Origin of the sequence: Citrobacter sp. Igbk 16 (assembly GCF_028069755.1) — a bacterium.
GTDB lineage: Bacteria > Pseudomonadota > Gammaproteobacteria > Enterobacterales > Enterobacteriaceae > Citrobacter.
Genome location: NZ_JANEWJ010000003.1, coordinates 77455 through 91938, shown reverse-complemented (window position 1 = coordinate 91938; position 14484 = coordinate 77455). Strand labels below are relative to the sequence as shown.

13 protein-coding genes are annotated in these 14484 nt (G+C 52.7%); 7 read left to right on the top strand and 6 right to left on the bottom strand.

Going from position 1 to position 14484, the window contains the following annotated elements:
- Positions 1 to 9: 9 nt before the first annotated feature.
- Positions 10 to 585 carry an XRE family transcriptional regulator gene (locus tag NNO03_RS03455; RefSeq protein ID WP_048211614.1) on the bottom strand — a complete coding sequence of 192 codons (576 nt, stop codon included), beginning with the start codon at positions 583 to 585 and terminating at the stop codon, positions 10 to 12.
- A gap of 37 nt (positions 586 to 622) precedes the next feature.
- On the opposite strand from NNO03_RS03455, the gene mddA reads away from it, so the two are divergent.
- A complete protein-coding gene (gene mddA, locus NNO03_RS03450) occupies positions 623 to 1141 on the top strand; it encodes an L-methionine sulfoximine/L-methionine sulfone acetyltransferase (protein WP_271448820.1) in 519 nt (172 codons plus the stop codon).
- A complete protein-coding gene (locus tag NNO03_RS03445) occupies positions 1138 to 1587 on the top strand; it encodes a DMT family transporter (RefSeq protein ID WP_271448819.1) in 450 nt (149 codons plus the stop codon). Before mddA ends, NNO03_RS03445 begins: the two co-directional genes overlap by 4 nt.
- A gap of 77 nt (positions 1588 to 1664) precedes the next feature.
- Here the strand turns inward: NNO03_RS03445 and NNO03_RS03440 are convergent, their stop codons facing one another.
- Positions 1665 to 1898, bottom strand: a complete 234-nt coding sequence (locus tag NNO03_RS03440; protein WP_005126760.1) for a YdcY family protein — start codon at positions 1896 to 1898, stop codon at positions 1665 to 1667.
- A 17-nt stretch (positions 1899 to 1915) separates the two neighbouring features.
- The gene (locus tag NNO03_RS03435) at positions 1916 to 3514 is read right to left on the bottom strand and encodes an ABC transporter substrate-binding protein (RefSeq protein WP_271448818.1); all 1599 of its coding nucleotides are present in this window, start codon (positions 3512 to 3514) and stop codon (positions 1916 to 1918) included.
- Between the two features lie 282 nt (positions 3515 to 3796).
- Between NNO03_RS03435 and NNO03_RS03430 the strand changes: the two genes are divergently transcribed.
- From NNO03_RS03430 to NNO03_RS03420, 3 genes are read left to right on the top strand one after another with little or no spacing between them, the layout of a single operon-like run.
- Positions 3797 to 5107 carry an SrfA family protein gene (locus tag NNO03_RS03430; RefSeq protein WP_271448817.1) on the top strand — a complete coding sequence of 437 codons (1311 nt, stop codon included), beginning with the start codon at positions 3797 to 3799 and terminating at the stop codon, positions 5105 to 5107.
- A 4-nt stretch (positions 5108 to 5111) separates the two neighbouring features.
- Positions 5112 to 8090, top strand: a complete 2979-nt coding sequence (locus NNO03_RS03425) for a virulence factor SrfB (RefSeq protein WP_271448816.1) — start codon at positions 5112 to 5114, stop codon at positions 8088 to 8090.
- Positions 8087 to 10246, top strand: a complete 2160-nt coding sequence (locus NNO03_RS03420) for a virulence factor SrfC family protein (protein ID WP_271448815.1) — start codon at positions 8087 to 8089, stop codon at positions 10244 to 10246. Before NNO03_RS03425 ends, NNO03_RS03420 begins: the two co-directional genes overlap by 4 nt.
- Positions 10247 to 10265: 19 nt before the next feature.
- Here the strand turns inward: NNO03_RS03420 and NNO03_RS03415 are convergent, their stop codons facing one another.
- A complete protein-coding gene (locus NNO03_RS03415; protein WP_137381813.1) occupies positions 10266 to 10439 on the bottom strand; it encodes a GhoT/OrtT family toxin in 174 nt (57 codons plus the stop codon).
- A gap of 192 nt (positions 10440 to 10631) precedes the next feature.
- Here NNO03_RS03415 and yncL point away from each other — a divergent pair, with 192 nt between their 5' ends.
- A complete protein-coding gene (yncL, locus tag NNO03_RS03410; RefSeq protein ID WP_271448814.1) occupies positions 10632 to 10727 on the top strand; it encodes a stress response membrane protein YncL in 96 nt (31 codons plus the stop codon).
- A 121-nt stretch (positions 10728 to 10848) separates the two neighbouring features.
- On the opposite strand, the gene NNO03_RS03405 is transcribed toward yncL, so the two are convergent.
- Entirely contained in the window at positions 10849 to 11631 is a 783-nt protein-coding gene (locus tag NNO03_RS03405; RefSeq protein ID WP_271448887.1) for a helix-turn-helix domain-containing protein, read from the bottom strand.
- Between the two features lie 101 nt (positions 11632 to 11732).
- On the opposite strand from NNO03_RS03405, the gene NNO03_RS03400 reads away from it, so the two are divergent.
- On the top strand, positions 11733 to 12860 hold the full coding sequence (locus NNO03_RS03400) for a multidrug effflux MFS transporter (RefSeq protein ID WP_271448813.1): 1128 nt from the start codon (positions 11733 to 11735) through the stop codon (positions 12858 to 12860).
- A 190-nt stretch (positions 12861 to 13050) separates the two neighbouring features.
- On the opposite strand, the gene patD is transcribed toward NNO03_RS03400, so the two are convergent.
- Positions 13051 to 14478: an aminobutyraldehyde dehydrogenase gene (gene patD / locus NNO03_RS03395; RefSeq protein ID WP_271448812.1), complete on the bottom strand. Its 1428-nt coding sequence runs from the start codon at positions 14476 to 14478 to the stop codon at positions 13051 to 13053.
- Between the last annotated feature and the right edge of the window lie 6 nt (positions 14479 to 14484).

Sequence of the window (14484 nt, the reverse complement as noted above, 5' to 3'; positions counted from 1 at the left end):
GCTTTCACATTAATTGCCTGCATGGTTTAACCGCACGACCAGATAAACGCAGGACTGTGCGGTTTCATTGATAAACCGACAGTCGTTTGGCGGCCCCAGCTCCAGGCAATCCCCGGCTTTCATTTCGTGGCGTGTATCACCTTCCACAAACACCAATTCTCCCTGCTGCAACCAGAGAAGCTGTCGGGCCTGCACGTAGGAAGAGGCGGGCATCGGGATATCACTGCCCGCCGGTAATTCGATTTGCACCAGATCGATAGGCAGATCGCTGCGCGGAGAAACGTGGCGGCGCAAATAGTGACTTTGCGGATCGTGCCAGACCGGCTGATCGGCAAAACGCAGCAGTTTACCCTCCTGCATTTCGGCCCGGGCAATCAGCGTGGACATGCTGATACCAAACGCACCGGAAAGCCGTCCCAGTAGCGTCGCCGTTGGACTGCTCTCTCCGCGTTCTATTTTATGGATCATCGCCCGCGACACCCCTGCACGTTCGGCAAGTTCCGTCAGCGACCAGCCGCGAGATTCCCGCTCAATGCGAATTCTTGCACTGATCCGTTGATTTATGCTGTCTTCAATAGTATTCATATTGTAATACTATAGTGAACAACCCCTGAGGTTCAACATGTCAATTCGATTTGCCAGCAAAGACGACTGCGCCGCCATCGCAGAAATCTACAATCACGCCGTACTGCATACGGCCGCTATCTGGAACGATCAAACGGTCGATGCCGAAAACCGCATCTCCTGGTATGAAGCTCGCCAACTGATGGGGTATCCGGTGCTGGTAAGTGAAGAGAATGGCGTCGTTACGGGGTACGCCTCTTTTGGCGACTGGCGCAACTTTGACGGTTTCCGTCATACCGTCGAACATTCAGTGTACGTGCACCCGGAACATCAGGGAAAAGGGCTGGGGCGCAAGCTGCTCAGCAGACTCATTGAAGAAGCGCGCGCGTGTGGCAAGCATGTCATGGTGGCAGGAATTGAGTCGCAAAATCAGGCATCGCTCCACCTGCATAGCACACTGGGCTTCTATATTACCGCGCAGATGCCCCAGGTCGGGACTAAATTTGGTCGTTGGCTGGATCTGACTTTTATGCAACTGCAGTTAGATGACCGCAGCGAACCGGATGCGCGTGGATGAATCAGACGCTGACCCTCTCCTTTCTGATTGCCGCAGGTATTGGTCTGGTGGTGCAAAACACGTTGATGGTGCGCATTACCCAGACGTCTTCGACAATCCTTATTGCTATGCTGCTTAACTCACTGGTCGGGATCGTCCTGTTTGTCAGCATACTGTGGTTTAAACAAGGTGCGGCGGGGTTTGGCGAACTGGTTTCCAGCGTGCGCTGGTGGACATTGATCCCGGGTTTACTGGGATCGTTCTTTGTTTTTGCCAGTATCAGCGGATACCAAAACGTAGGTGCCGCCACCACCATCGCGGTGCTGGTCGCCAGCCAGCTTATTGGTGGTCTGGTGCTGGATATTCTGCGTAGCCAGGGTGTACCGCTTCGCGCGCTGGTGGGTCCGGTATGCGGTGCGATACTGCTGGTCATCGGCGCCTGGCTGGTGGCGAGGCGCTCATTTTAATTGCCTGATAGCGTTTCGCTTATCAGGCCTACGGAACGCCGGATAAGGTGTGAACACCGCCATCCGGCAAGGAAATATCAAAGAATAGAGCCGCCTTTGGTCAGTTGCTCACGACGCGCTTCCATATCTTCTTTATGCTGCCGCCCATGATGTGCAATTGCCGTACGCAAACGTTGTTGCTGGGTGTAACGATCTTCCCGGCTCAACGCAACATCATCGCTCAGTTCAATCAGCAATTCATTCATATGCGTAATGACGCTGTCTTCAATGGCGGCATCAACACGTGCGCTGACCTCATCCAGATGCGACATACTCCCTCCTTAACGTATTAATTTAATTTCGCTTTTGAAAAATCACTGCCCATCAGGCTAACGCTGTATCCGCTGACGTTACTGCGTGTGGCATAGAAGGTTTTGCCATTCGCCAGCGCAATCCACGGAGCCTGCTGATAGAAAATTTCCTGCGACTGCTGGTAAAGCGCGGCGCGCTCTTGCGGCTTGCTCACCAGTTTCGCCTTTTGAACCAGTGAATTATACTCTTTATCACACCAGCGCGCGGCGTTTGATCCGGTTTTAATGCTGTCGCAACCCAGCAGAACATCAGCAAAGTTATCCGGGTCACCGTTATCTGACATCCAGCCAAACAACGCAGTATCGTGCTCGCCTTTGCGCATCCCGGAAAGATATTCCCCCCATTCCCAGGAGACGATTTTCGCTTTCACACCGACTTTTGCCCAGTCGCTTTGAATCATCTCAGCAATACGACGAGAGTTCGGGTTATAGGGTCGCTGCACTGGCATAGACCACAATGTCGCTTCAAAACCGTTTTCCAGCCCTGCTTTCTTCAGCAGTTCTTTCGCTTTCTGTGGGTCGTAATCATAATCTTTCAGGTCTTTATTGAAGCCCATCATATTCGGCGGGATTGGCGATTTCGCCACCGTGCCGGAACCTAAAAAGACCGCGTTAATAATGGCTTTTTTATCTGTCGCATAGTTCAGCGCCTGGCGCACCAGTACGTTATCAAACGGTTTTTTCTCCGTATTAAACGCCAGATAACCGACATTCAACGCTTCGACCGAATGCAGCGTCAGATCCTTGTTCTTTTTGATTTCATCAAACTGCACCGGTGCTGGCGCAGGAATAATCTGGCATTCGTTGGTTTGCAGTTTCGCCAGTCGCGTCTGTACGTTTGGTGTGATGGAGAAAATCAGATGTTTCGTTGGCACCGCACCATCCCAGTAGTTCGGGTTTGCCAGATAGCGGATTTGTGAATCCTGCTTGTACTGCTGCAAGACATAAGGCCCGGTACCAATCGGCCAGTTATCGACGTTTTCCGGCGTGCCTTTTTTCAGCATCTCATCGGCATATTCTGCCGAAAGAATAGAGGCAAAATCCATCCCCCAGTCAGCAAGAAATGCGGCGTTGGGCTCGTTCAGGACAAACTGAACATGATAATCATCAACCTTCTTAACCTCTTTAATCAGTTTGTCCAGGCCAACATCGTTGAAATATTCATAGCTACCCTGTGAAACCTTATGGTACGGATGATCAGCATCTTTCTGGCGTAATACCGAGAAAACGACGTCATCGGCATTGAAATCACGGGTAGGTTTAAAGAACTTATTACTATTGAACTTCACGCCCTGACGCAGGGTAAATGTGTAGGTCTTGCCGTCGGGGGAAATTGTCCACTCCGTTGCCAGAGACGGGACCGGGGTATTTTTGACCGGATCGAAGTTGATCAATCGGTTGTACAACACCTGTGAACTGGCGACAAACGACGGACCTGAACTGGCAATTTGGGGGTTAAATGATTCCGGCGATGCTTCAGAACAGTAAACAATGGTATCAGTACTGGCGGCATAGGCAGCGCCTGTTGGTAAGACGGCGCTGAGTGCCAGCGCGAGCAGCGTTTTCCTTGCAATCATGGTTATAAACCTTCTTCTTTTATTATTTACTCGTCTATCAGAGCATAGCTGGCAAAGACGCACTAATAACAAATCTCTATCAGGTTATTCTAATCTGGTGGTTTTCGCTGATTAATTCATCATCGCAGGCGAAATAATTTACCTTAAGTCTTTTTCAAAACGTCAAGATTTTTCCCGATACTCTATGCCATGAAAATTCGCCCCTTTTTGCCTCTCTTCCGACGTTTGCTTACTTTTATTCCCCGTAAAGTAGATGTGTGAAGAAGTCTAAGGGGCAATTACGTGGCAAAAACTCTCTTGCGCAGCGGCAATTTGGATGACTATCAGGCCGTGGGTGGCGGTGGTCAGGCCGTGTTTGATTCAGCACTACAAATTCGTGAAACGCTTCGTCTGCGTAAACAACAGGCGATGGTGGATTGTCTGGCAATCCCACAAGTTAACGACAGTGGCGATCGGGTGGACTGGTACTCCCCGATTGAAGGAAAGGCTGTCGCGTGGAAAGCCGCTGATGAAGATGCGCGCTTTCGGGCTCTGCGCTATCTGTCCAGTACGCTGGAGAATGCCGCGGCCCTGAGTCGAAAAAGCCTGCAATCAGGTAAAACTTCCCTGCAACTGTTTGGTTCACTACTCGACAAAGCCATCCAGTTTCCAGGCGAGAACCACGTGTTCCTGGTTGATGGCAAACCCGTCATTACGTTCTGGGGCTTCGTCAATCTAAATGAAAACACCCGTGACGATGTACTCGATTGCCTGCGTCATACCGATGTTCCGCCAGTTGTAGTGGCACCTGAACCGGAGCCGGAAGCCGAAGAAATCCCGGCGGAAATCACTTTCGCCGAGGCCGATACCCCGCTGCTTACAACGGCTATTGAGCTAGCGAAACCCGCTGAACCCGAACCACAACCCCCGGTCATCGTGAGTGAACCAGAGATCGTGCCACCGCCAGTTCAGCGTAAGCCCACGCGTCGCCTGCCGCTGTGGAGCCTGCCCGTTGCTGCGGCAGTCATTGCCGCCATTGCAGGGCCGCTATTGTGGAAACAGTACGCAGAATCTCCCGCACCTGCGGTTGCCCCCATTGACGTGGCAAAGGTAGACAGTACCCCCCAGCCTGAACTAACACCTTCACTGCCGCTGCATCGGGCTGAAGTCATTCCACCGGTGAAAAAAGAGAAGCCCGTAGAAGGACCGGTGGTAATTGCCGCCATCCCGAAAGATGCGTTGGTAATGGATGCCAACCAGATGAAGGCTGGTACAACACGTTTTCTTAACGGCAACTGGCGTGTGCTGGTCGATATAAAAGATCCGGTCAGTGGTAAGGCCCCGTCGCTGCGTTATCAAATTCAGGCCAATAAAGGCACTGCGCGCGTGGTGCATGGCAACAATATCGTTTGTCGCGCCGAGATTTTCTCTGGTTTGCATCAATCGGGCGAATTAATGATTAAGAGTCGCGGGAATGCCCGTTGCACGGACGGTTCGCGATACCCCATGCCTGAGATCACCTGTAAAGCAGGGACAAACGACGTCGCAGCTTGTACCGCGCGTTATGACGAACACGCGGATATCCCTTTGACGATCAAAAAGATAGGTGCCTGATTTTATGTTGGTGAATCTGTGTGATTACAAACAGAGCGTAACGCTCATCGCCAATAGCGGTGTGCAATTTCTGGATTTTGGGCTGACACCACAGGAATCTGCGCACCACGGCCGTTTTGTGCGTAAAACGGCAAACGGTCCCCTACTGCGTCTGGATTTCGATCTGGCGTCGGGACGCTATACCCTGCCGGGCAATACCGGTGGTCAACCCGAAGTCGTGAAACCGGAAAGCACGCAGACGCTGCATTATTCTCTGGACGTACTTGACGGTGTCTGGTTGCCGCTGCCGTTCCTGCGTTTTAACCCGCCCCGCACATTTGTTGAAGGCCCGGATAACTGGGCGCGCGTACAGGTGCGAAAACTCGCACAACCGGACAGTGCCGGCAATACTCACCGTGTCACGGTGGCGCTGGACAGTCAGTTGACTGAAGCCCCGGCAGCATTGACGCCAAATGAGAACGATCTGCTGAATGGCACGCGATTTGCGCTGGCCTGGCACGATAATGAGATCGCAGATTTCCTCGACCAGACGTGGATTGATGGCTGGCTACGCGAGTCCTTTTTGCAGCACGTCACGCAGCAAGAAAACCGTTCAGAGCAGGAGATCCAACAAGCGCTACGAAACTTTGAATACCAGGCGCACTGGCTGAATTTGTTGACCCTGCTAGGCGAACAACTTTCCGTCCCGGAAGTGAAGCTGGTGACCCATACGCTCAGCACACCCGCGATTCCTGTCGATCTGATTCTGGATATTGGCAATACCCATACCTGCGGCGTGTTGATTGAAGATCATGGCGATGCCAATGACGGTTTGCGTCAGACGGCCGAATTACAGGTGCGTTCATTAAGCGAACCACAGTTCCTCAACGATCCCCTGTTCACCAGCCGACTGGAGTTTTCCGAGGCGCGCTTTGGAAAGCAACATTTCTCCGTTGAGAGCGGTCGCGATGATGCATTTATCTGGCCGTCGATTGTCCGCGTTGGGGATGAAGCCCGTAAGCTGGCGATGCAGCGAATGGGAACGGAAGGCAGCAGTGGGATCTCCAGCCCACGTCGGTACTTATGGGATGAAACCCCCGTTTTACACGACTGGCGCTTTAGCCAGATGAACAGTAAAACGCAGCGCGAGCCGCTGGCTACCGCCTTCCCGCTGATGAATCTGATGAACGATGACGGTCAGCCGCTGTTCAGCCTGCCACAAGATGATCGCCTGCCGGTGTTCTCACCACAATACAGCCGCAGTACGTTGATGACGCATATGTTGTGCGAGATTCTGGCCCAGGCACTGGGACAAATTAACAGCGTAGCGACACGGCTGCGTCTCGGTTTCCCGGCCTCTCCACGCCAATTGCGTACGCTGATACTCACTCTGCCGTCAGCCATGCCAAAACAGGAACGTGAGATCTTCCGTCTGCGTATGTTTGAAGCCATTGCGCTGGTCTGGAAAGCAATGGGCTGGCACCCGCAGGACGAAGACTTTACCACCCGCAAACAGCAAGAAAAAAGCATCGTTCCCGTACCTGAGATCCAGATGGAGTGGGATGAGGCCAGCTGCGGGCAGTTGGTTTGGCTGTATAACGAAGCGATTTCACACTATGACGGGCACACAGAATCGTTCTTCAACGCCCTCGCCCGTCCGGACCGTCAGCCAGAACCCGGTGAAGTTAAAGGTCGTGCGCTGCGCGTCGCCTCCATCGATATTGGCGGCGGCACGACGGATATGGCCGTGGTCCATTATCAACTGGATGACGGCGTTGGGGCGAATGTCAAAATCACCCCGCATTTGCTGTTTCGTGAAGGCTTCAAAGTCGCTGGGGATGACATGTTGTTGGATGTCATACAACGCTGCATACTGCCCGCCCTGCAAACCCGCTTACAACAGGCTGGCGTGACCGATGCCGCCGCCCTGCTGGCCACACTGTTTGGTGATTCCGGGAGAATCGATACTCAGGCTATTTTGCGACAACAAACCGCATTACAACTCTTTATGCCACTGGGTCATGCGGTGCTCAGTGCCTGGGAACAAAGTGATATTAACGATCCCGTAGCGGGGTTGCACGCCACCTTTGGCGAACTGCTTTCACAGCGTCCAACGCGCAATGTGATGAACTATATCCAACAGGCTATCGATCATGCATTACCGTCTGGTTCACCGGCTTTTGATGTGCTGAGCGTTCCGTTGCAGGTGCAGTTCAGACAGTTGCAAGAAGCGCTGCTGGCAGGGCAATTTACCCTGACATCCCCTCTGCACGCCGTTTGTGAAGCGATTTCCCACTATCGTTGCGATATTTTGTTAGTCACTGGCAGACCCGCCTGTTTGCCGGGGGTTCAGGCGCTAATCCGCCATCTGCAACCCGTTCCGGTCAACCGCATGATCTGGATGGACAGCTATCGCGTACATGAGTGGTATCCGTTCAGCCAGCAAGGGCGTATCGGCAATCCAAAATCTACCGCTGCCGTTGGTGCGATGCTGTGTAGCCTGGCGTTGGATTTACGCCTGCCGCGCTTTAACTTTAAAGCTGCGGATATCGGCGCGTACTCGACGGTCCGTTACCTCGGTGTACTGGATAATACGGTCAATACGTTGCGCGATGAAAATATCTGGTATCACGACATCGATCTGGATAAACCTGGAGCAAAACTGGATACCCGTTTGCACTTCCCGCTGCGCGGTAACGTGACACTGGGCTTTCGCCAGTTAGCAAACAGCCGCTGGCCAGCCACTCCGCTGTATACACTGAGCATCAATTCTGCTGAGCTGGCAAAAACAATTGCCGGTGACGGTGTACTAAATGTACGGCTGCAACTGCGCGGCGGCAGCAAAGAGACGGGACCGGAATTTTTCGTTCTCAGTGATGCCTGGCTACAGGATGGCACGCCCGTTGCTGCCAATGCCCTAACGTTAAAACTGAATACACTGGCAGATCGTCGCCATAGCGGCAGCCATTACTGGATTGATAGCGGGAGTGTGTACCTGAAATGAGTAAGATGTTTAACACAGCACATGCCGCTATCGAATGGGTGAATGACACACGCCAGCGTGCAGCACGTCTTGATGATGAAGCGGATTCTCTGCTCGCTCAGCTCACCATCGCCGCGGTTACTGAGTCTGCACTGCACACGGCGTTTTCATCGCGTGGCTGTGTGGGGCTGTACGGTCATTCGCAGCCAGCAAAAGCACATCTGTTGTCCGCACTGTGCAGCGACACCAGTGGGAAATTGAATATTGCTACACCGGATCGCAGCTTTGATTACTTTTCGCATATCAATCCGGGCCATGCGCCGACCAATATGGCGATCCGCTTTACGCGTGAAGATAATCCCGTTGATAGCGAGTGGCCTCTGCGTCTGCGCTTACTGAGTGAAGCGGAACTGGTGCAGCTGTTTATCACGCAGTTTTGCGCAATGCCTGACAGCCGCCAGGTTGAAAAATCAATTATTGAAGCCCGGTTAGAAAAATGGCAAACGCTGCGTCAGCGTCATCCGATTCAGGGCGTCACGGCACATGACGTCGCCGCCATCGGCCGTTTCTGGCGCTCTTGTGTTCCTGCGAACCAGCAGCAAATTGATGATGCGCTATGGCATCAGTTTGCTACGTTGCTGCCGGCACTGGATCTGACCACCCGCGCTCACGCCTGGGCGCTGTTGTGGGGAGAACAACCAGAGTTAACGCAGCAATGGCTGGCATTAGCGCACACTTTGCAACAAACCGGACAGGCACACGAGCTAGCCGCACCGCTGAGTTTGCTGGTCGATCATTTTGGCTTACCTGCCGAAAGCTTCCTGACCCAGGTCGCATTAACCGGGAACGACGCGCAAAGCGATGTGGTGGTTCATCCTGTTGAAAACCATCAGTTGCTTAACGCGGTCAGTCTGTCGCTGGAATCGCTGGCGCTGCTGACGCGTGAACTGGTGCTGACTGTTGAAGACTCAGTTTTGGAAAACGTCGACCTGCTCGATATACCCCTCGCACCTGATGCTCACCCCAATCCGCTGTGGCGGGCCAAATTAGGCTGGATGCTGGAACATTACCGCCAGCATCTGCAACCCGATGTCCTGCTGATCTGCAACGCAGTGTCTTCACGCTCGCAGACACCGGCCATCACGCGCAAATTAATGAGCTGGGCCAACGATACCCAACCCGTACATGATGCGGCATTACCGGGGGTTGTGTGGGCCATTACGCCACAAGATGCTCGTTTTAGCACACAGCAAAACCTTGATGAGGCCGTGCAGCAATTAATGGGCAAGCCCGGGTTGCGCTGGGGGACATTGCAGGCACTGGATAAACACAGCTTGTTGCGCCTTGCTGAATGGTTGTCCCAGGCGACATCAGCGCAACAACGCCAGTCTCGGCTAACGTCCCTGCATGAACAGCATCAACAGCATGTTCGGGAAACGCTGATGAGTTGGCTTAACGACAGCGAAAGCGTGCCAGACGCCAGCGAGACAGTGATCCGCCAGCTTCAGGCCCAGGCAGCAAAGCATGGTGAACTTCTGGAGGGGTTACTACCACCGATGCGCTGCTTTGAGTCGTTGCTGCGTATCCAGCAGCCACGCGAAGAACAAGTCAGTGGACTCTTTAATGAAGAGATTGACCTATTTGCCGATATCCGGGAGCCATTGCACTCATCCGAAAGCAAAGAGACCGGGTATCAAGCGCACAAAATGTGGATCAACCATGTGCGTCAGTGGTGTCGTGATGACAATAATGCGCGCCGATTGCGGCTTGATCCGCGAACGCTTAGGCAGGTAGCCGATATTCTTATCACTACCAGCTATCGGCTCGAGATGCCTCAGCGGCTTCAGCAGATTATGCAGCGAGAGAATGTCTGCGGGGCGCAGTTACACGCCGATATCGGTGATTTTATTACCTGGCTTGGCTACGCCAACGTTGCAGAGGATCAACGCCCTGCCAGCAGAGTCCTCAAGGGCGCGGCTATTTTCAGTGCGCCAGTACAACAACCGATGTCGCGCCTGACTCAGTTGGATGAGCAGCCGCAGCACGGTGCAAGCCGACACGTTTACGACTGGCTGGTTGCTTTGTACACTCGTGCAAATGAAAACGTGGGATACCAGCATCCTCTGGACGTAACCAAAGACGACAGACTGCGCTTAGTCGCTCTGCTAACCCCCTGATACGGCATTGACCGCGCCATCAGAAAAGAGAAAACAGGAGTGCGACAGGAAAGCTCATCGGCCATGTCGCCCCGACTAATACCGCGCTCAGAAAGCGAATACGTTTTTTATCACGCGACAGAAACCAGGTGATGATTGCCGCAATAGCGGCCATCACCGCATAAAAAATCAACATTTTTTGGTACAGAGACATTTAGGGCATCCAGGCCAGAAGGGAAAATCGCGCGCAATATGCTCTCTTTCATGACCCACATCAAGTTTTATTCATTTTTTTAAGAAAAACGCCTGAAAAACAACCCACTTTCAATATGTTCAGATTTCGTACTATTGCGGATAGCTATAAGCCGTACTATACCCAAAGGGGTTAAAACGAAAGGTGGCAAAAATGAATGTTTCCAGTAAGACTGTGGTGCTGATAAATATATTTGCTGCTATAGGACTTTTCAGCCTGATATCCGTAAGGTTCGGCTGGTTTGCTTGATGTGACTCTTTTTGATGAATTGCAGCGCCTGCTGGCAGAGAGAAAATCTTCTCTCTGCCATTAGTAAACGATCTTCCCACTCCGCCACTGCCCGGTAAATTATCCTTAATATGTAATACCCCTAATCCTTCTGCGGCATTATTCCCCCGTGATAGCGGGTCGGTGTTGTACCTGTTAGCTGCCGAAAAAACACGATGAAGGCACTGTCGCTAACAAATTCCAGCTGTTGCGCCACCTGGCTTATTGAGTCCCCCTCCGCCAACATCTCCATCGCTTTTAACAACCTGAATTGCTGCCGCCAGGTCTGGTAGTTCATCCCTGTATCTCTGATAAAAATGCGGCTAATTGTGCGTTCGCAAGCACCGACCTGGCGGGACAACTGATTCAGTCGGGGCGGTAACGCCCCCATTCGAACCCCTTCCAGCCACCGCTCCAGGCGAACATCAGAGGGAAACTGCAACGTCCAGTTTTCACGACGTGCAGCCCTGATTTCTTCACAAAAAACAGTGATGAGGCTGGCCTGCTGCGTTTCTGTCATCTGCCAGGGCCAGAATGCCATCCGTTCTATGACTTCAAAAAAGAGCGGGTTAACTTCGACAACCTGTAGTGGCAAGGCGGATAACGTCGGCAGAATGGTTGAAAAATATAATGACCGATAAGCCATCACCCCTCGCATGATGGCCCAGTGAACCGTACCCGCGGGGATCCAGACCGCACGGCGAGGCGGAAGAAGACACAGGGTATTTTCCAGTTCAATGGTGATGCACCCCGCCGCCGAAAAGAGTAACTGATGGCGAAGATGACTGTGCCGACCTGAATCATGTACGCCCATATCAGAGGCAATACCGACGACTGTTTCCTTAAAACCATCCGGGTCGAAGACATCATCAGGCGCAATTTTCATCATCTGTCCGATATTTGATATATAAAGTCCTGATAATGGTAATTAGACATTTTCTATTCAGCAATAATCCCCCCAAGTTTTTTGTTTCTCTGGATATTGTTATGAATATGACTCATCGACCGCCTTTATGGCTTCTCACATTACTGATTATGTTTCCACAACTGGTGGAAACCATTTACAGCCCGGCATTGCCAAATATCGCCACGTTTTTTCAAATAAGCAGTGAACGTGCGGCTCAAACACTTTCCGTTTATTTTGTTGCCTTTGCCGTGGGGGTTGCACTGTGGGGCTGGCTTAGCGACTGCATTGGACGGCGCAGGGCAATGATGGCTGGACTCCTCTGTTACGGGACAGGTTCCGTAATGGCGGTTATTGCCACTGATTTCAGCATCTTGCTGCTGGCCCGTATGGTATCAGCCATTGGCGCGGCCGCCGGGTCTGTGGTGGTGCAGACTATGCTGAGGGACAGTTATGAATCAACAACACTGTCCCGCATTTTTTCCATTATGGGCGCAGCACTGGCAATCAGCCCGGTTTTTGGTCTGGTGAGCGGAGGTTGGTTAGTCAGTCTATACGGTCATACGGGCGTTTTTACTGCGCTGGTATTGCTGGCGATACTGTTGCTAATGATAACCGCAGCCTTATTGCCGGAAACACGGCCGGAGACGACGCGCCGACCACAATTAACGGGACTGGTCTCCCGCATGGTGAGGGACAGTACACTGTGGAAAAATGCCATGCTGGTTGCACTGTTGAATACCATGCTATTCAGCTATTACAGCCTGGCCCCGTTTCTTTTCGGACAGTTAGGATGGAGTTCCAGAGCATTTGGATGGACGGGATTCTTGCTTGCCCTCGCGTCACTCTCAGGCAGCCTGCTGAATCGCAAGCTGTTAATGATCGGTTTGTCATCGGAATATCTGGTGCGCCATGCCTGTGCTTTAGCTCTGCTGTCTGGTCTCGCAGCATGGTGGCTACAGCATTCAGTCTGGATTCTGCTGCCTGTGGTCGGGGTTGTTGTTGCCTATGGCATCGCGATCCCCAATGTGCTGAGTCAGGCTCTGCATCACTATCGTGAACAGGCCGGGGCCGCGGGGGCTCTGTTCGGATTATGCTACTACCTGTTATTGGGAATGATGTTAGGGTTAGCGGGTATCGTGCAGCAACTGGGACTGGTTCTGACTGTCTGTGCGTTCATCGCCTGGCTATGTAGCCTGTGCCGTCGTTAGAACACTCACCTAAATATTCAGGCCCCGACATTGTGCCGGGGCCTGATTATGTGCAAATTAGCCTGACCTCGCGGATATTTCCAACTTACCGCCGTCCGATGGCGACGAGGCCAGTGGCGCGCATAGTATAGAGACACGTTTGACGATATTTAGCTATCCGTGCCCCTTTTACCGTCAGCGGTTTAAGATATTACTCATGCTTGATCATGACATGGCGAATCACCGTGTAATCTTCCAGTCCGTAGACCGACATATCCTTGCCATAGCCTGATTGTTTTTGTCCCCCATGCGGCATTTCACTCACCAGCGTGAAGTGGGTGTTGACCCAGGTACAGCCATACTGCAGGCGGGCGCTCAGTCGGTGCGCGCGACCAACATCCCGCGTCCAGACTGACGATGCCAGTCCATACTTCGAATCATTGGCCCACGCCAGGACCTGATCTTCATCATCAAAGACGGTAACACTGACCACCGGACCAAAGACCTCACGCTGCACAATAGCATCTTCCTGTTTCGCGCCCGCCAGCAACGTTGGCGCAAAATAGTAGCCTGAACCCTCCACTTTTTTGCCGCCGGTGATGATCTTGATGTGTCCGAGCGCTTTCGCGTCATCGACCGCTTTAGCCACCCTGTCAAGATGCGCCTGTGAGCTTAACGGTCCCAGTTCTGTCGTTTCATCATTCGGTGCGCCAATTTTCAGGCTGGCAACTGCGGCGCCGAGTTTTTCGACCAACGCATCATAGATGCCTTTTTGCGCGTAGATTCGACACGCAGCAGTGCAATCCTGTCCGGCGTTGTAATACCCAAAGGTCCGTACACCACTGACCACCGCATCAAGATCGGCATCATCAAAAATAATCACCGGGGCTTTCCCGCCCAGTTCCATATGCGTGCGTTTAATCGAAGGCGCAGTATGCTGGATAATATGTTCTCCGGTCACAATTGAGCCGGTCAGTGAAACCATACGGACTTTTTCATGGCCAGTCAGCGGATCGCCCACCGTTTTACCCCGGCCAAACAGGACGTTAATCACGCCTGCCGGGTAAATATCTTTCGCATATTCCGCCAGTTTAAGCGCCGTCAGCGGGGTAATTTCTGAAGGTTTAATCACCACACAGTTGCCGGCGGCCAGCGCAGGAGCCAGTTTCCATGCCGCCATCATGAGCGGATAGTTCCAGGGCGCGATGGAGGCCACCACACCCAGCGGATCGCGACGAATCATGGATGTATGCCCTTCCAGATATTCCCCGGCGGCCTGTCCTTGCAGGGTGCGCGCTGCCCCCGCAAAGAAACGGAAAACATCCACGATGGCCGGAATTTCATCATTAAGCACACAATGTAGCGGTTTACCGCAGTTGAGCGATTCCAGCTCCGCGAAGGTCTGTGCGTTATCGGCAATGGTATCCGCCAGCTTTAACAACAGCTCCGAACGCACTTTCGGCGTGGTTTGGCCCCAGGCGGCAAACGCGTTGTCTGCCGCGCGCACTGCGGCATCAACCTGCATGGCTGACGCCTCAGCAATCTCCAGAATAAGTTCACCAGTGGCAGGGTTATAAACTGGTTGCTTTTCACCTTCACCGCTGACCAGCTCACCGTTAATCAGTAATTGATGTTGCATAGCAAT

What these genes read in the sequence shown, in the direction of transcription:
- yncL (WP_271448814.1), top strand. Translation starts at nt 10,632, where the DNA reads ATGAATGTTTCCAGTAAGACTGTGGTGCTGATAAATATATTTGCTGCT.
- NNO03_RS03400 (WP_271448813.1), top strand. Translation starts at nt 11,733, where the DNA reads ATGAATATGACTCATCGACCGCCTTTATGGCTTCTCACATTACTGATT.
- NNO03_RS03435 (WP_271448818.1), bottom strand. Translation starts at nt 3,514, where the DNA reads ATGATTGCAAGGAAAACGCTGCTCGCGCTGGCACTCAGCGCCGTCTTA.
- mddA (WP_271448820.1), top strand. Translation starts at nt 623, where the DNA reads ATGTCAATTCGATTTGCCAGCAAAGACGACTGCGCCGCCATCGCAGAA.
- patD (WP_271448812.1), bottom strand. Translation starts at nt 14,478, where the DNA reads ATGCAACATCAATTACTGATTAACGGTGAGCTGGTCAGCGGTGAAGGT.
- NNO03_RS03415 (WP_137381813.1), bottom strand. Translation starts at nt 10,439, where the DNA reads ATGTCTCTGTACCAAAAAATGTTGATTTTTTATGCGGTGATGGCCGCT.
- NNO03_RS03425 (WP_271448816.1), top strand. Translation starts at nt 5,112, where the DNA reads ATGTTGGTGAATCTGTGTGATTACAAACAGAGCGTAACGCTCATCGCC.
- NNO03_RS03445 (WP_271448819.1), top strand. Translation starts at nt 1,138, where the DNA reads ATGAATCAGACGCTGACCCTCTCCTTTCTGATTGCCGCAGGTATTGGT.
- NNO03_RS03455 (WP_048211614.1), bottom strand. Translation starts at nt 585, where the DNA reads ATGAATACTATTGAAGACAGCATAAATCAACGGATCAGTGCAAGAATT.
- NNO03_RS03440 (WP_005126760.1), bottom strand. Translation starts at nt 1,898, where the DNA reads ATGTCGCATCTGGATGAGGTCAGCGCACGTGTTGATGCCGCCATTGAA.
- NNO03_RS03420 (WP_271448815.1), top strand. Translation starts at nt 8,087, where the DNA reads ATGAGTAAGATGTTTAACACAGCACATGCCGCTATCGAATGGGTGAAT.
- NNO03_RS03405 (WP_271448887.1), bottom strand. Translation starts at nt 11,631, where the DNA reads ATGAAAATTGCGCCTGATGATGTCTTCGACCCGGATGGTTTTAAGGAA.